The following is a 16,712-nucleotide window of genomic DNA, read 5'->3' as shown; positions in this document are numbered from 1 at the left end:
GGATGCGCAGGCCTGAGGTGGCCGCAGCTAGGCGCGCCGTGCCCGAGTGAACGCGCCCCCCGCTCACACTGCTTGCCGCGCCATTTCGAAAAACGCTTCGACCAGTTTCGAATGGCGCCGTTCCTGCAGGCAGATCAGCGCCTCGTCCATGATCAGGTCTTCCTCGGGCAGGAGGGTGATGGGGATCAGGCGGGTGTCCTCTCCGAATTCGGCCAGGGACACGAAGCCGATCCCCACGCCCGAGGCGACGATCTCGCGCACGGCCTCGCGGCCCTCGGCCTCGACGGCGGGTTGCAGCTCGACCCCCACGGCGCGGGCGGCGACCTCCAGCTTGGTGCGGGTCTTGGAGCCGCGTTCGCGCAGCACCAGCGGATGGCCGGGAAGCTGGTCCAGCCGCATCTGCCCGATCCCGGCCAGGGCATGGTTGCGCGCGACAAAGGCGATGATGGGAGAGGAGCTGAGAAGCTGGCAGTCGAAGTTCTTCAGCGTGGGCATTTCCCCCAGGATGCCCAGGTCGGCCTCGTAGTTGTAAAGGCTGCTGACGACCGTCTGGGTATTACCCGCCCGGACCGAGATGCGCACGCCGGGATGGCGCTTGCGGAACCGGGCCAGGATGTGCAGCAGGTGATGCGCGCTGTCGGCCACCACGCGCAGATGCCCCGATTGCAGCGCGCGGCTTTCCGACAGCAGATCCAGGGCCTGCTGTTCGCAGTCGAACATCCGGCGGGTGATCTGCAGCAGCGCCTCGCCCGCGCTGGTCAGGGTCACCTGCTTGCGCATCCGGTTGAACAAAAGGACGTCATATTCTTCCTCGAGCTTGCGGACCTGGTCTGAAATCGCCGGCTGGGTCAGCAGCAATTCCTCGGCTGCGCGGGAAAAGCCGCCGCAGGTCGCAACATAGTGGAACGCCCGCAATTGCACATAGCGCATGAACACCCCAGCCGATTCTATGGTATCATTGAAAGTAACGATTTGATTTATACACGCCAGCCTGCTTGCGTGAAGGGCTATACCCGGAGACCATGCCGATGCACCCTTTCCTGATCCTGATTCACCTTGCCGCCGCTGTGATGCTTCTGCTGTGGGCGGTCAGGATGGTGCGAACTGGCGTGGAACGTGCCTGGGGCCTGGCGCTGCGCCGGATCTTGCGGCGGGCGCGGCGCGGATCGGCGGGCATCGCCCTGGCCGGGATGGCCCTGGCGGTCGTCCTGCAAAGCTCGACGGCGGTGGGGGTGCTGGCGGTGGGCTTTGCCGCCTCGGGGATCCTGGGGGTCACGGCGGGGATCGCCGCCATGCTGGGCGCGGATCTGGGCTCGGCCCTGGTGGTCAAGCTGCTGTCCTTCGATCTGTCCGAGCTGATCCCGGTGCTGCTGCTGGCGGGCGCCTCCATGTTCCTGAAATTCGAAAACCGGCAGATCCGGCAGGTCGGCCGCATCCTGCTGGGCATCGCCTTCATCCTGCTGTCCCTGGGCATGGTGGCCCAGGCGACCGAGCCGCTGCGCGAAAGCGCCGTGCTGCCGCAGATCGTGTCCTATCTGCGCGGCGACCCGCTGACGGCCTTTGTCCTGGCCGCGCTGCTGGCCTGGGGGCTGCATTCCTCGGTCGCGGCGCTGCTGCTGTTTGCCAGCTTCGCCGCCAGCGGGCTTCTGCCCGCCCAGGCCGCCGCGCCGATGGTGCTGGGGGCCAATCTGGGCGGCGCGCTGATCGCCGCCTGGCTGACGCGCGGGGCGGGGCTGCCCGAACGGCGCATCCCGATCGGCAACCTGATCTTTCGCGGGGTGGGCGCGGTCGCCGCGCTGATCCTGCTGCAGGTCGCCCCGCAGCCGCTGCAATACCTGGGCGACAACGGCGGGGTGCAACTGGTCAATTTCCATGTCCTGTTCAACGCCGCGCTGCTGATCCTGGCGCTGCCTCTTGCGGGCGCGATGGACCGGCTGACCGCGCGGCTGCTGCCCACCCCCGACAGTGACGGGGCGGGCCCCGGCTATCGCAGCTCGCTGGACCATGCGTCCCTGTCCCGCCCGACCCTGGCCCTGGCCAGCGTGCAGCGGGAGTTGCTGCGCATGGCCGAGGCCGTCGAGGCCATGCTGCGCCCGGTCGCGGACGTTCTGGAAAGCGGCGACGGCAAGCGGATCGCGCAACTGCGCGCCATGGACGACGAGGTGAACCAGCGTCACACCGACATCAAGCTGTTCATCGCCCGGATGAACCGCGGCAGCCTGACCGAGGAGGAGGCGAAGCGGGGGCTGGAGTTGACCGCCATGGCCATCGACTTCGAGGCGATCGGCGACCTGATCGCCAGGAACCTGCTGGCCCAGGCGGACGAGAAGGCGCAGCGGCAGTTGCGCTTTTCCGAGGAAGGCTGGAAGGAGCTGGCCCGGCTCCATGCCCGCGTGGTCGCAAACTTCCAGCTTGCGCTGCATGTGATGGTCAGCAGCGACCTTTCCACGGCCCGGCAGCTTGTGTCCGAGAAATCCGTCCTGCGCCGCATGGAACGCGAAAGCCACGACCGCCACCTTGCGCGCCTGCGCGGCGGCCAGGCCGAAAGCATCGAGACCAGCGATCTTCACCTGGAGGTGGTCAGGTCGCTGAAAGAGATCAACTCGCTTCTGGTCAAGGTCGCCTATCCGATCCTGACCGAGAATGGCGATTTGCTGGAATCCCGGCTGGCCGAGGATCATCCATCGAACAAGCTGATGATCTGATCTGAAATAACGATTTTACATATAGATGGGGCCATGGAATCCTGCCTGTGACACCGCAAATGAGGATTGCCACCATGACTGCCATCCCCGCCTTTCCCGACCCCCGGATGGGGGAACCGTTCCTGCTGACCCCCGGACCCCTGACCACGGCCTTCAGCGTCAAGGAAGCGATGCTGAAGGACTGGGGGTCGTGGGACGCCGATTTCCGCGCCATGACGAAATCGCTGTGTGACCAGCTTGTCGCCATGGCGGGCGACACCGCAGGCGAATTCGTCTGCGTGCCCATGCAAGGTTCGGGTTCCTTCTCGGTCGAGGCGATGCTGGGGACCATGGTGCCCAAGGACGGCAAGGTGCTGGTGCTGGCCAACGGCGCCTATGGGTTGCGCGCGGCCGAAACGCTGCGGGTGATGGGCCGGGCCTTCACGCTGATCGACAAGGGCGACTATCTGCCGCCGCGTGGGGATGAGGTGGGACGCGCGCTGGACGCCGATCCGGCGATCACTCATGTGGTGGCGATCCACTGCGAAACATCGTCCGGCATCCTGAACCCGGTGGCCGAGATCGCCGAGGCGGTCGCATCGCGCGGCCGCAGCCTGCTGATCGATTCCATGTCGGCCTTTGGCGCGATCGACCTGGACGTGAACAAGATCCGCTATGACGCGATGGTGTCATCAGCCAACAAGTGCATCGAGGGCGTGCCGGGCTTCGGCTTCGTGATCGCCCGCAAGTCCGCGCTGGAGGCCGCCAAGGGCAATGCCCATTCGCTGAGCCTGGATGTCCATGCGCAATGGCAGGGGCTGGTCAAGACCGGCCAGTGGCGCTTCACGCCCCCCACCCATGTGGTCGCGGCCTTCCTGGAAGCCCTGCGCATCCATGCCGCCGAAGGGGGCGTGGCCGGACGCGGCGCCCGCTATGCCCGCAACCGCGACGTGATGGTGGCCGGGATGCGCGACCTAGGCTTCGAGACGCTTCTGGCCGACCGCTGGCTGTCGCCGATCATCGTGACCTTCTTCAACCCGGCCCATCCGAACTTCGACTTCGACCGCTTCTACGACCTGATGAAGGCCAAGGGCTTCATCATCTATCCGGGCAAGCTGACGGTGGTGGACAGCTTCCGCGTGGGCTGCATCGGGCGCATGGACGAACACATCATGCGCCGCGTTGTCGCCGCCGCCGCCGAAAGCCTGGCCGCGATGGGCGTGGGCAGCGCCGCACCCCCCGCAGCCGCCATCGCCGAACGTGCCAAGCTGGCCGCCTGATCCCCTGTTTCGCATACGGAAAGCAACATCCATGAACGCCCATTCCCGCAATCCGGTCCTGGCCAACGACCGCGTCTATCCCTGGCCCAAGGTTCCCGCCATCGCCATCTGCCTGGACGGCTGCGAGCCCGCCTATCTGGACGTGGCCATCGCCAAGGGCCTGATGCCCACGCTGAAACGAATGCGCGATACCGGCACCAGCCGGATGGCCCATTCGGTGATCCCGTCCTTCACCAACCCCAACAACCTGTCCATCGCCACCGGCCGCCCGCCCGCCGTCCACGGCATCTGCGGCAACTACCTGTACGAACCCGAAACCGGCAAGGAAGTGATGATGAACGACGTGCGCTTCCTGCGCGCGCCGACCGTCTTCGCCAGCTTCCATGACGCGGGCGCCCGTGTCGCGGTCGTCACCGCCAAGGACAAGCTGCGCGCCCTGCTGGGGGCCGGGCTGCGCTTTGACGAGAACCGGGCGATCTGCTTTTCGTCCGAACGGTCCGACCAGACCACGCCGGCGGAAAACGGCATCGACAACGCCAGCGCCTGGCTGGGCCGCCCCGTCCCCGAGGTCTATTCCGCCGACCTGTCGGAATTCGTCTTTGCGGCGGGCGTCAAGCTGCTGACCGAATGGAAGCCGGACGTGATGTACCTGACCACGACCGATTACGTTCAGCACAAATACGCCCCAGAGGATGCCGAGGCGCAGAGCTTCTACAGGATGTTCGACGGCTATCTGGCGCAGCTTGACGCGCTTGGCGCGGCCATCGTCGTGACCGCCGACCACGGCATGAAGCCCAAGCACCTGGCCGACGGATCGCCCGCCGTGATCTATGTCCAGGACAAGCTGGACGACATGCTGGGCAAGGACGCGGCGCGGGTGATCCTGCCCATCACCGATCCCTATGTCGTCCATCACGGCGCGCTTGGATCCTTTGCAACCGCCTATCTGCCCGAAGGGGCCGACCGCGCGGCGGTGATCGCGGAACTGGCGGCGATCCCCGGCATGACGCTGGTGGTGGACAAGGCCGAGGCCGTGCGGCGGTTCGAACTGCCCGCCGACCGGATCGGCGATCTGGTGATGATCTCGGGCGAGAACATCACCCTGGGCACCAGCCAGCACCGCCACGACCTTGCCGCGCTCAAGGAACCCCTGCGCAGCCATGGCGGGCTGACGGAACAGGAGGTGCCCTTCATCGTCAACCGGGTAATCGACCTGCCCTCGGCCCCCGGGCTGCGGAACTTCGACGCCTTCTTCTTCGCCTGCACGGCGGCGGCACTCTGAAAGGGAATGTAACCATGCTGGACAAGTCCCCCATCATGCTGCGCCATGAGGCGATGCGCATCGCCGGGCGCAAGGTCGATACCCCCGACCGCGTGCCCGTCCATTACCCCTGGACGGGCGAGGTGATCGGCACCGTGCCCGCAGGCACCGCCGAACACGCGCGAGAGGCCTTTGCCATCGCCGCCGCCTATCGCCCGACGCTGACGCGTTACGAACGCCAGAAGATCCTGCTGAACGTCGCCCGCATCATCAACGACCGCAAGGCGGAACTGGCCCCCATCATCACCGCCGAACTGGGGATTTCGCTGGCGGATGCGATGTATGAATGCGGCCGGGCCTATGATGTCTATACGCTGGCCGGGCAGATGTGCATCCATGACGACGGCGAGATCTTTTCCTGCGACCTGACCCCGCATGGAAAACAGCGCAAGATCTTCACCCTGCGCGAACCCCTGCGGGCGATCTCCGCCATCACGCCCTTCAACCACCCGCTGAACATGGTCAGCCACAAGATCGCCCCGGCGATCGCCACGAACAACTGCATCGTGGTCAAGCCCACCGAACTGACCCCCCTGACCGCGCTGTGGCTGGCCGATGCCATCTACGAGGCGGGCCTGCCGCCCGAGATGCTGTCGGTCGTCACGGGCTGGCCCCAGGACATCGGGGACGAGATGATCACCAACCCTGATTTCGACCTGATCACCTTTACCGGCGGCGTGCCGGTGGGCAAGATGATCGCGGCCAAGGCGGCATACAAGCGGCAGGTGCTGGAACTGGGTGGCAACGACCCGCTGATCGTGCTGAACGACCTGTCGGATGCCGACCTGGCCAAGGCGGCCGACCTGGCCGTGGCGGGGGCCACCAAGAACTCGGGCCAGCGCTGCACGGCGGTCAAGCGCATCCTGGTCCAGGAAAGCGTGGCCGACCGATTCGTGCCGCTGGTGCTGGAACGCGCGAAGGCCCTGCGCTTCGGCGATCCGATGGATCCGGCGACCGAGCTGGGCTGCGTGGTCCACGAACGCGCCGCCGAAACCTTCGAGGCCCGGGTCCACGACGCCGAGGCGCAGGGGGCGAGGATCCTATATCACCCCGGCCGCCAAGGCGCGCTGCTGCCGCCCATCGTCGTCGATCACGTCCCCCATGAAAGCGAGCTGGTGATGGAGGAAACCTTTGGTCCCATCGTCCCCATCGTCCGCGTCCCTGACACCGACGCCGAGGTGATGCGGATTTCCAACTCGACGCCGTTCGGCCTGTCCTCGGGCGTCTGCACCAACGATTTCCGGCGGATGCAGGCCTTCATCGCGGGCCTGGTGGTAGGCACCGTGAACATCTGGGAGGTGCCGGGATACCGCATCGAGATGTCGCCCTTTGGCGGCATCAAGGACAGCGGCAACGGCTACAAGGAAGGCGTGATCGAGGCGATGAAAAGCTTCACCAACGTCAAGACCTTCTCGCTGCCTTGGGGTTAGGGCGCGCGTCCTTCGCGGGACGCGGGCGGGCCGTGACCCCGCCCGCGTCCGGTTCCGCCGGGTTCGCGCCCGGCTTTCGGCATGACGCGCATGGGTGATGGATGAGCCTGCTTTCGGTGTCGCTGGTCCTGCTGGCCGCGATGATGCACGCGGGCTGGAACGCCCTGGTCAAGGCCGTGGACGACCGGGCGGGCGTGCTGGCGGCGGTGTCGGCGGTCCATGTGCTGACCGGCCTTGCGCTGGTGCTGGCGGTCCCGCCCCCCGCACCGGCAAGCTGGCCGATGATCGCGGCGTCGGTCGCGCTGCATTTCGGCTATTACATCCTGCTGTTCCGGTCCTATGCCCTGGGCGACCTGAGCCAGGTCTATCCCATCTCGCGCGGGATCGCGCCCGCGCTTGTAGCCGTGTCAGCGGTGGTGCTGATCGGCGAAGGGCTGCCGCCCGCAGGCTGGACGGGAATCGCCCTTGTGTCGCTGGGGGTGGCGATCCTGGCCTTTCGCCGCGGCGCGCCGCAGGCCCCGCGCGGCGGCGTGGCCTTTGCCGTCTGCCTGGGTGCGCTGATCGCCGCCTATTCCGTGGCCGACGGCATCGGCATCCGCCGGTCGGACAGCGTCTTCGGCTATATCGGCTGGCTGTTCCTGCTGGAATTTCCCGTGCCGCTGGTCATCGCGCTGCGGCGCCACCGCAGCGGCGGCGCTATCGCCCCGCGCGTGGCGATGCTGGGCGCCACGGCCGGGCTGTTCGCCGTCGCGGCTTATGGAATCGTTCTTTACCTCAACGCGGTGGCGCCGCTGGGCGCGGTGTCGGCGGTGCGCGAATCCAGCGTGATCTTTGCCGCCCTGATCGGCATCCTTGTCTTTGGCGAACGCCCTGTGGCGGCCCGGCTGGTCGCCTCGGCGGTGGTGGCGACAGGGGTGGTGACGCTGGCCTTGGCGTGACCTGTCACACTATCGACACGAGTGATGGTTATATCAAAAGAATAGATTTTACTTATCCACTCCGTGTCTCGCAGACTTGATCCCAGGGAAAGGCCGGACATGCGCCACGACAGAAACCGGCATCCTGCACCATGGGCTGGCGCTGCGGGCGCCGTTCCGGAAAAGATGCCCCTGGGGCATCCGACAACAGGGAAAACGCTGATGACCACCAAGACCCCCCTCCTGGTATTCGCCCTTCTGGCCCTGGCGGCCGGGACGGCAGAGGCCCAGACCGAGCTGACCGTCTACACCGGACTGGAGGCGGACCTGCTGGACCGCTATGCCCAGGCCTTCAACAAGGATCATCCCGACATCACCATCAACTGGGTGCGCGATTCCTTTGGCGTCATCACCGCCAAGCTGCTGGCCGAGAAGAACAACCCCCAGGCCGACGTGATCTGGGGGATCCCCGCATCCTCACTGCTGCTGCTGAAGGCCGAGGACATGCTGGAACCTTATGCCCCCGCCGGGGTCGAGACGCTGGACGCGCGCTTTCGCGACAGCGCCGAGCCGCCGTCCTGGGTGGGCATGGATGTCTGGGAATCGGCCATCTGCTACAACACCGTGGAAGGCGAGAAGCTGGGCCTGACCCCCCCACAAGCTGGAAGGACCTGACGAAGCCCGAATATGCGGGCCATGTGGTGATGCCCAATCCGGCCTCGTCGGGGACCGGCTTCCTGAACGTCTCGGCCTGGCTGCAGATGTTCGGCGAGGAGGCAGGCTGGGACTACATGGACGGGCTGCACGCCAATATCGCGACCTATACCCATTCGGGATCGAAGCCCTGCAAGATGGCGGCGGCGGGCGAAACCGTGGTGGGACTGTCCTTCGCCTTCCGCGGCGCGCAGACCAAGACGTCGGGCGCGCCCATCGAGGTGATCACCCCGTCCGAAGGCATCGGCTGGGACATCGAGGCATCGGGCATCGTCGCGGGCACCCCCAACCTGGAAGCCGCGCAGACCCTGATCGACTGGTCGATCAGCCCCGCCGCGATGAAGGAATACAACGAAGGCTATGCCATCCTTGCGGTCCCGGGCGTGGCCCAGCCGGTCCCCAACTATCCTGAAGGGTCCGAGGCCGCGCTGATCGACAACGACCTGGAATGGGCCGCCAACAACCGCGCGGCGCTGCTTGCCGAATGGTCGAAGCGCTACGAGTCCAAGTCCGAACCGAAATCGTGAACCTGTGGGATACTGGCCGCATCCCGGCCGGTATCCCTCTGGCCGGAGGGAAAAGCGACATGAATGCCATGACCCAGCTTTGCGACATCACCGCCCCGGCCCTGCCGGAAAGCTATCTGAGCATCCAGAACCTGTGGAAGTCCTATGGCGACTTCCTGGCGCTCCGGGATGTTTCGCTGGACATCGGGAGGGGAGAGTTCATCTGCTTCCTGGGCCCGTCCGGCTGCGGCAAGACCACGCTGCTGCGCACCATCGCGGGGCTTGACCCGCAGACGCGCGGCACCATCCGCCAGAACGGGCAGGACATATCCCGGCTGCCCGCGTCGCGGCGCGACTATGGGATCGTGTTCCAGTCCTATGCGCTGTTCCCGAACCTGACGGTGGCGCGCAACATCGCCTTCGGCCTGGAAAACACCGGCCGCCCCAAGGCCGAGATCGCCGTCCGCGTCCGCGAGCTGCTGGAGCTGGTGGGCCTGCCCGCCCAGGCCGACAAGTATCCCGCGCTACTGTCGGGCGGCCAGCAGCAGCGCATCGCCCTGGCGCGCGCCCTCGCCATCAATCCGGGCCTTCTGCTGCTGGACGAACCGCTGTCGGCGCTGGACGCCAAGGTCCGCGTCCACCTGCGCCACGAGATCAAGGAGTTGCAGCGCAAGCTGGGCGTCACCACCATCATGGTGACCCATGACCAGGAGGAAGCCTTGGCTATGGCCGACCGGATCGTGGTGATGAACCACGGCGTCGTGGAACAGGTCGGCACGCCCACCGAGATATACCGCCATCCCGCATCGCTGTTCGTGGCCGATTTCATCGGCGAGACGAACCGCGTGCCGACCCGATACCAGTCGGGGGCGATCACGCTGGGCCGTATCACCCTGCAGACCGCCATGCCCGGGCTGAAGGACGGCCAGGCCGTCACCGTGGCCATCCGCCCCGAGGACGTGCTGCCCCATGCCGCGGGCCATGAAACCGTGGCCCTGCCCAACCACCTGCCAGTCCGGATCACCGCGATGGAATTCCTGGGCTCCTTCTGGCGCGCCCATCTGCAAAGCCCGGACTTGGGGGACATCCCGATGCTGGCCAATTTCTCGATCAACGCGGTGCGCAGGCTGGGGCTGGCCGTGGGCTGCGACATGACGGTCGAGCTGCCGTCGGAACGCGTCCTTGTCTTTGCGCGCGAGGAATAGGCGATGACCAGCCACGTCCTGCCCGCCGGCCGCGCCGTCACCCTGCAGCTTGACCGCGACGGCGCGATCAAGCGCGCGCTGATGGGGGTGATCGCCCTTTACCTTATCGTCGCGCTGGCGCTGCCGCTCTACACGATGCTGTCCAAGTCCTTCCTGACCTACAGCTTCGACTTGACGCGGTACGAATTCCAGGTCAGCGACGAATCGGGCACCCGCTTCGGCCCGCAGGTCAGCGCCCAGGCCTTGAACGACCAGACGGGCCGCCTGGCCCCCGACGCCCTGCACACCACCTCGGAAGGGCGGCTGTCGGCCCCTGACCTGTTCCCGGACTTCAGCTTCCGCAGCCCCGTCCAGTACCGCATCCGCGCGACCCAACCCGGCGCAAGCTGGCTGGTTGGGCTGGAACGCGTGTCGTCGCAGGACTGGGTGCAATATGACAGCAACAGCTTCCGCCGCATCAGCCTGCTGCCCGCCGCATCGGTGGGGATGCAGAACTACGTCGCCTATTTCTCGAACCCGGCGCTGTTCCGGTCGGTCACGAATTCGCTGTTCATCGCCACGATCAGCACGGTCCTGACGGTGGGCATGGCCTTCGGCTTTGCCTATGCCCTGACCCGCAGCCGGATGCGCTTCAAGGGCACGATGAAGATGATCGCCATGATGCCGATCCTGGTGCCATCCTTGCTGCCGGGGATCGGGCTTGTCTATCTGTTCGGCAACCAGGGCCTGCTCAAGGGGCTGCTGATGGGCCATTCGATCTATGGCCCGCTGGGGATCATCATCGGATCGGTGTTCTTCACCTTTCCCCATGCCCTCATCATCATCTCGACCGCGCTGGCGCTGTCTGACCAGCGCCAGTACGAGGCCGCCGAATCGCTGCGCGCATCAGTCTGGCGGACCTTCTGGACGGTGACGATCCCCGGAGCGCGCTATGGCCTGATCTCGGCCGCCTTCGTGACCTTCACGCTGGTCATCACCGATTTCGGCCTGCCCAAGGTCATCGGCGGGCAATACAGCGTGCTGGCCATCGACATCTACAAGCAGGTGATCGGCCAGCAGAACTTCCAGATGGGGGCAGTGGTGTCGGTGGTGCTGCTGGTTCCGGCGGTGCTGGCCTTCCTGGTGGACCGGCATGTGCAGAAAAAGCAGGTCTCGCTGCTGTCGGCGAAATCAGTGCCCTACCAGCCAAAGCCCCGGCGCGGCTTCGACCTGCTGTGCCTTGGCTGGTGCGGGCTGATCGCGCTGTTCATCCTGGCCATCATCGGCACCTGCCAATTGGCCGCGCTGGTCAAGCTGTGGCCCTATGACATGACGCCCAGCCTTGCTAACTATGCCTTCGACCGCATGGACGGGGGCGGCTGGCGGGCCTACTGGAACTCGATCCAGCTGGCCGGGCTGACGGCGGTGATCGGCACGGCCATCGTCTTCACCGGCGCCTACATGGTCGAGAAGATCGACGGGTTCCGGCTGGGCCGGGGGCTGTTCCAGTTCCTGGCAATGCTGCCCATGGCGGTGCCGGGGATGGTGCTGGGCCTGGCCTATATCTTCTTCTTCAACAACCCGGCCAACCCGCTGAACGCCATCTATGGCACCATGGCGATCCTGGTGCTGTCCACGGTCACGCATTTCTATACCGTGGGCCATCTGACGGCGCTGACCGCGCTGAAGCAGATCGACGCGGAATTCGAGCCCGTCGCGGCCTCGATGCGCCAGCCCTTCCACCGGGTCTTTGCCCGGGTGACGGTGCCGATCTGCCTGCCCGCGATCCTGGACATCATGATCTATCTGTTCGTGAACGCGATGACTACGGTGTCGGCGGTGGTGTTCATCTATTCCACGCATACTGCCCTGGCCTCGATCGCCGTCCTGAATATGGATGACGCGGGCGACATCGCCCCGGCGGCGGCGATGGGGATGATGATCTTCTACACCAACATCGCCGCCCGGCTGGTCCACGGGCTGCTGTCGCGTCGGCTTTTGGCCCGCACGCAGGAGTGGAGGGTCCGCTAGGTAGAGAACTCATTCAGGTCCAAGCAATTACGATGGAAACTAGCGCCAGACTGGCCAGGTAGTTACGGGCAAGTCGGTCGTATCGGGTGGCGATACGGCGCCAGTTCTTGAGTCTTCCCCACATCCGCTCGATGACGTTGCGCCGCTTGTATGCTTTTCGATCGAGCGGGAAGGGAAAGGTGCGCGTAGCCAGGGAGGGGATCACCGCTCTGATGCGCCGGCGCTTGAGCCAGCGACGCAGGCTCATGGCATCGTAGGCCTTATCGGCAATCAGCCTTTTGGGACGGGAAAGTCCCTCCAGAAGCGGAATAGCCATGTGAATGTCCGGGATGTTTCCGGGTGTCAGGGCAAAGGCGACCGGTCGGCCTGTGACGCATCGGCCAGTGCATGGACTTTGCTGGTCGCCCCGCCACGCGAGATCCCGACCGCTTGCGGCCAGGCCCCCCTTTTGTATTCTGAGCCGAGCGGTGAGCTTTCACGTGGGTGCTGTCGAGACAGAGTTCCTCCGGCACTTGCCCTGCAGCTGCAAGGCGCTCGAACATGCGCTGCCAGATCCCCCGATATGACCAGCGGGTGAAACGGTTATAAATGGTGGTGGGTGGCCCATAGGCAGCCGGCACATCCCGCCAGCGGCAGCCGGTCTTGAGCACATGCAGAATGCCCGAGATCACCCGACGGTCGTCCACCCTGGGCTTCCCCGGCAATCCCCGCGGCAGATGCGGCTCGATGGCCGCCCAAGCTTTGTCCGAAAGCCAGAACAGATGCGCCATAACACGCTCCCCCCTGCCAAACCCAATCGGAGGGAATATTACCACAGAATTACAGCGATCTGTATGAGTTCTATACCTATTCCCAAAACCCAAACTGACCCGAGACGTGAGGAGCTGCCTGATCACGGCGCCGCCTGGCAAGCACGTAGGCTTGCGCAAGCCAACATCAGGCTCTGGCCAGATTTGATGATGTAAACACCCGTGGAAAGCCGAACTGCGATGCTGCGGCGCGGCCTTAATAGATGCAGATCTGGGTGGAGGGATGAGACGCGCTAAACTCCATCGGGTTTGATCGCCCAGACCGCAAGTTGTCCCGCCGCATCCGACGAGGGAGCTACACCAGCGTCGATAATCTGGAAGCGGCAATCTACGACTACTTGCTGCTTCACAACACCAGACCAAGGCCCTTTGTCTGGTCAAATCTGCTGACGATATTTTCAGCACGGAGCGCCGCGCCCCAAAGCCATCGATGAAATCCCCGGAAGCCAGTAGAAACCGTCAGACTAGGCCAAGTGATATGAATATGATAGTCTGAGACACCAGCGTCCTTTCGCAATCCATTATTCCGCATGAGCACCGAGAAAGACTCAAAGGTACCAAGGAAGGAGTCGCGGGCGCGAGACGCTCGTCTCCATTGGGAGACAGCGTACGAGAAAAGAAGGAAGGAGTATCTTCAAGATATTCCAGAGAACCACTTTGATGAAGAGTCAAGTAAGAAAAAGGCAGACTTCGTCGGTTGGAAATTGAACAGTCCTCATTGCCTTAAACATTTCAGCTCAAAAATAGTGGCGCCGGACGGTACTCATAAAGAGCGCCCCTACAGAAACGCAGACTTTAGGTGGGCTGATCTGTGGGGCGTCGAATTCGACGGCGGCCACTTCTATCAGGCAGACTTCGAAGGCGCCATGTTAGCCAACAGCCGGTTTGGAAAAGCCGATGTTTCCGCCGCAAACTTCAGGGACGCCGATCTTGGCGAGGCAGACCTGTCTCATACTAAGGGCCTGATGCCTGCTAATTTATCGGGTGCAAAGTTGGCGAACGCACGGCTTCCGGAGCAAGTTAGAAGATTTGAACGTCTCGGCCGGGCTGATAAGGCTGCGCAAAGCGCAAAGAGTACTCTTATAGCGCTGCTGGGGGCGTGCCTGTACTGTTGGTTGACGATTGCTGCCACAAATGATGCGGACCTAATCCAAAATTCTACCAAGACCCCGCTACCGATCGTAAATACAGAAATCTCTCTGCGGTGGTTTTATTTTGTTGCACCCGCTGTCCTGCTGGCGGGATATATCTATCTGCACTATTATCTTCAAAGCATGTGGCAGGATCTGTCGAATCTTCCGGCAGTCTTTCCGGACGGTGAGTTTGTCGACGAGAAGGTCGATCCTTGGCCGATGCGACTCGTAGTTGCGCAACATAGCTGGTTCTTGAGGCATGCACGTTCTCTGGGGCTTGTAGAGCTAATACAATATGCTGCAGCAGTTGTGCTCGCATGGGTTATTGTCCCAGTCACTATTATCGGATTTTGGTTTCGGTTCTTGCCGACTCATCATCAAGGCGCTTGGTTCCTGCTATTTTTGAGTTTGGGTTCGTTGTTTTTGCTGGCAGCAACTTTCCGATTGGCGGTTGTCACGCTCTGGGAGCGAGGACGGGGGCAGCGACTGGGAAGTGATAGGCGCTTAATGCAGGCATTGCCGCTCTTGGCTTGGGTGCTCGGCGGCATTGCACTTGCTGCGATCAGCGCTCTGATGATCATATACACGCTTTTAAGTTTCGAGATCATCTGAATATAAAGCCGGGCTTACCATTAAGATCGTGGAGAATAGCGCGCGGGTCAACTTGCGATCTGGGCGGCCAAACCCTGAGGGGTTTCAGCACGTCTCATCTCTCGACCTAGACACACCTCACCATCACAGGGAATCATCCGTCAGGTGGCGAACACTAGCAGCTAAGCTGGCCGGGCCTGACCGACAGCGATCAGCCAGTTGTCATTGCTGCAATTGCATTCGCTGCGACAGGCATGAACGTCGGAGATGGGCTCTTTGCGTCTAGCCGCAACTTGGGTATCGCACCCCGTGTGGTTCAGCTAATGAGCGGCTGCTACCGCGGTCCGCCGATAGCGCGCCGCCGCACCTGCATCCGTCGGCTCACCGCCCGATGCTGCTGGGTTTGGCCGTTGGTGATTTTCGTGGCTGCCGCCCCATGGCTGCTGTGGCCCGACTATGGCTGAGATAGATGCTTGATGAGCGCGGGCAGTTCAGTCTGCACCGTGGTCCAGACGACATGCAGGTCAATGTCGAAATACCCGTGGGCGATGCGATTACGCATCCCGCGGATACCTCGCCATGGGATCGCAGCCTTTGCATCCGCAAAGTCCGGGTGATCCGATACGATCCGGCTCGCGGCCTCTCCAACGATCATCAGGCTCATCACCACGGCGCGCTGCGTCCGTAGATCAGCCAAGAAATCCTCTTCGGCCATGCCTTCCGTAAAGGTGAGGGCATCGGACGCTGCTGTCACCATCTGCAGAATGTAGTCTTGAAGCCGATTGTCTCGTGTCAAACCGGGAGGGCCCGCCGCAGGACTTCCGCACGGATGTGCGGAGGCAGGTCCATCGGGGTCTTCACATCGACCCGAACGCCAAGTGCCTCTTCCAGCGCATCTTGCAAGCCCCCAAGGTCGAAGAGCGTGGTTTCCGGCAGAGGTTCGACGAGCACATCCAGGTCGCTGTCTGCTCGGTCCCTGCCTGTCAGAACGGAACCGAACACCCGTGGATTGGTCGTGCGATGCCGGACCGCAAGTTCACGGATCAGGTTGCGCCCGTGTTGCAGGGCTTGGGATGGTGTCTGGCTCGGCATCGCAAGGTTCTCCTGTGACCAATATAGGCGACCTGGGGGCAACAGCCAATCGATGATCACGCCCTCAGAGGGGCATCAGGCCGTCGGGCTCTTTGTTCGCTGCGAGGAGCATGAACGACTTATTTCAGGTTGCCACGATCGCCATGCCGCATCGCGGTGAGGCTGCACAAAGGGGTGCGAACATCTGTGATACCATTGAACTCGTCGGATCATCCGAAGTCAGGGTGGGGCGGGAGGACAGGAGGTCACACCATGTCCATTGATCTTCTTCCTGCGCTCCGGCCTGAACGTCCTGCCTGGAACAAGGGGCGCATCATCGGCCAGAAGCGCCCGTTGCTGCCGAAACATGTCTGGTCGATCCGGGTTCGCCTGGAGATGGCGGACAACCGACGCGACCTGGCGTTGTTCAACATGGCTGTCGACAGCAAGCTTCGAGGCTGCGACTTGGTCTGCCTGAAGGTCCGGGACGTTTTTGCTGCCGGACGGGTCAAGGAGCGCGCCTCCGTCACCCAGAGCAAGACGGGCAAGCCGGTCCGCTTCGAGATCACCGAAACCACACGCCAATCGCTCGAACGCTGGATCGCCGATCCGGAAATGCTTGGGCTGGAGTATCTCTGGCCCAGCCGTCTCCACCATAGTGTGCATCTGTCGACGCGCCAGTATGCGCGCATCCTGTGCGGATGGATCTCGTCGATAGGTCTTGAGCCGAGCGCCTATGGCACGCATTCGATGCGCCGGACAAAGGTCGCGCAGATCTACAAGAAGACGGGCAACCTGCGGGCAGTTCAGCTGCTGCTGGGACATACCAAGATGGACAGCACTGTCCGATACCTCGGCGTTGACCTCGACGATGCGCTGACGCTGTCAGAGGGGATAGATCTGTAGTCCGGAAGCCGGCCGACAGATTTACTGCCGGCCGAGCCTCGGCTCGCAGTTTTTCGAAGCGGCCGTTCAGGTAAGGCGCAGCGCGGGGCAGGTGGTGTACGTTGACCGCCGCCATTTGCGAGCGAGCAAATTTAG

General features: G+C 63.7%; 14 protein-coding genes and 1 pseudogene. 11 read left to right on the top strand and 4 right to left on the bottom strand.

The window, feature by feature from the left end:
* Positions 1 to 63: 63 nt before the first annotated feature.
* Positions 64 to 930 carry a LysR substrate-binding domain-containing protein gene (locus AAIL68_RS16110; protein WP_347140749.1) on the bottom strand — a complete coding sequence of 289 codons (867 nt, stop codon included), beginning with the start codon at positions 928 to 930 and terminating at the stop codon, positions 64 to 66.
* A 140-nt stretch (positions 931 to 1,070) separates the two neighbouring features.
* Between AAIL68_RS16110 and AAIL68_RS16105 the strand changes: the two genes are divergently transcribed.
* The 9 genes from AAIL68_RS16105 to AAIL68_RS16065 all read left to right on the top strand — a co-directional run bounded on the left by AAIL68_RS16105 (position 1,071) and on the right by AAIL68_RS16065 (position 12,067).
* Entirely contained in the window at positions 1,071 to 2,705 is a 1,635-nt protein-coding gene (locus AAIL68_RS16105; RefSeq protein ID WP_347140748.1) for a Na/Pi cotransporter family protein, read from the top strand.
* Positions 2,706 to 2,779: 74 nt separating this feature from the next.
* Positions 2,780 to 3,964, top strand: a complete 1,185-nt coding sequence (locus tag AAIL68_RS16100; RefSeq protein ID WP_347140746.1) for a 2-aminoethylphosphonate--pyruvate transaminase — start codon at positions 2,780 to 2,782, stop codon at positions 3,962 to 3,964.
* Between the two features lie 31 nt (positions 3,965 to 3,995).
* On the top strand, positions 3,996 to 5,246 hold the full coding sequence (gene phnA / locus AAIL68_RS16095; protein ID WP_347140745.1) for a phosphonoacetate hydrolase: 1,251 nt from the start codon (positions 3,996 to 3,998) through the stop codon (positions 5,244 to 5,246).
* Between the two features lie 14 nt (positions 5,247 to 5,260).
* A complete protein-coding gene (gene phnY / locus AAIL68_RS16090) occupies positions 5,261 to 6,715 on the top strand; it encodes a phosphonoacetaldehyde dehydrogenase (protein ID WP_347140744.1) in 1,455 nt (484 codons plus the stop codon).
* A gap of 101 nt (positions 6,716 to 6,816) precedes the next feature.
* Positions 6,817 to 7,653 carry a hypothetical protein gene (locus AAIL68_RS16085; protein ID WP_347140743.1) on the top strand — a complete coding sequence of 279 codons (837 nt, stop codon included), beginning with the start codon at positions 6,817 to 6,819 and terminating at the stop codon, positions 7,651 to 7,653.
* 201 nt (positions 7,654 to 7,854) lie between these two features.
* A complete protein-coding gene (locus tag AAIL68_RS16080; protein ID WP_347140741.1) occupies positions 7,855 to 8,307 on the top strand; it encodes an extracellular solute-binding protein in 453 nt (150 codons plus the stop codon).
* Positions 8,211 to 8,873 carry an extracellular solute-binding protein gene (locus AAIL68_RS16075; protein WP_347140750.1) on the top strand — a complete coding sequence of 221 codons (663 nt, stop codon included), beginning with the start codon at positions 8,211 to 8,213 and terminating at the stop codon, positions 8,871 to 8,873. Before AAIL68_RS16080 ends, AAIL68_RS16075 begins: the two co-directional genes overlap by 97 nt.
* A 59-nt stretch (positions 8,874 to 8,932) precedes the next feature.
* Positions 8,933 to 10,057: a putative 2-aminoethylphosphonate ABC transporter ATP-binding protein gene (locus AAIL68_RS16070; protein WP_347140740.1), complete on the top strand. Its 1,125-nt coding sequence runs from the start codon at positions 8,933 to 8,935 to the stop codon at positions 10,055 to 10,057.
* A gap of 3 nt (positions 10,058 to 10,060) precedes the next feature.
* Positions 10,061 to 12,067: a putative 2-aminoethylphosphonate ABC transporter permease subunit gene (locus tag AAIL68_RS16065; protein ID WP_347140739.1), complete on the top strand. Its 2,007-nt coding sequence runs from the start codon at positions 10,061 to 10,063 to the stop codon at positions 12,065 to 12,067.
* Between the two features lie 13 nt (positions 12,068 to 12,080).
* Here the strand turns inward: AAIL68_RS16065 and AAIL68_RS16060 are convergent.
* Positions 12,081 to 12,837: pseudogene (locus AAIL68_RS16060) on the bottom strand (IS5 family transposase).
* A gap of 569 nt (positions 12,838 to 13,406) precedes the next feature.
* On the opposite strand from AAIL68_RS16060, the gene AAIL68_RS16055 reads away from it, so the two are divergent.
* Positions 13,407 to 14,621 (top strand): pentapeptide repeat-containing protein, encoded by a 1,215-nt coding sequence (locus tag AAIL68_RS16055; protein ID WP_347140737.1) that lies wholly within the window; start codon positions 13,407 to 13,409, stop codon positions 14,619 to 14,621.
* A 433-nt stretch (positions 14,622 to 15,054) separates the two neighbouring features.
* Here AAIL68_RS16055 and AAIL68_RS16050 read toward each other — a convergent pair whose 3' ends face one another.
* Both AAIL68_RS16050 and AAIL68_RS16045 read right to left on the bottom strand, forming a co-directional pair.
* Positions 15,055 to 15,357 (bottom strand): DUF86 domain-containing protein, encoded by a 303-nt coding sequence (locus AAIL68_RS16050; protein WP_347140736.1) that lies wholly within the window; start codon positions 15,355 to 15,357, stop codon positions 15,055 to 15,057.
* A gap of 35 nt (positions 15,358 to 15,392) precedes the next feature.
* Positions 15,393 to 15,692 carry a nucleotidyltransferase family protein gene (locus AAIL68_RS16045; RefSeq protein ID WP_347140735.1) on the bottom strand — a complete coding sequence of 100 codons (300 nt, stop codon included), beginning with the start codon at positions 15,690 to 15,692 and terminating at the stop codon, positions 15,393 to 15,395.
* 252 nt (positions 15,693 to 15,944) lie between these two features.
* Between AAIL68_RS16045 and AAIL68_RS16040 the strand changes: the two genes are divergently transcribed.
* Positions 15,945 to 16,577, top strand: a complete 633-nt coding sequence (locus AAIL68_RS16040) for a tyrosine-type recombinase/integrase (RefSeq protein WP_347140734.1) — start codon at positions 15,945 to 15,947, stop codon at positions 16,575 to 16,577.
* The last annotated feature ends 135 nt before the right edge of the window (positions 16,578 to 16,712 follow it).

It is taken from the genome of Paracoccus sp. SSK6, assembly GCF_039770665.1.
In the GTDB taxonomy this organism is placed as follows: domain Bacteria; phylum Pseudomonadota; class Alphaproteobacteria; order Rhodobacterales; family Rhodobacteraceae; genus Paracoccus.
Note: the sequence above shows the minus strand (reverse complement) of the source record. Positions and strands in the feature narration are given on the sequence as shown.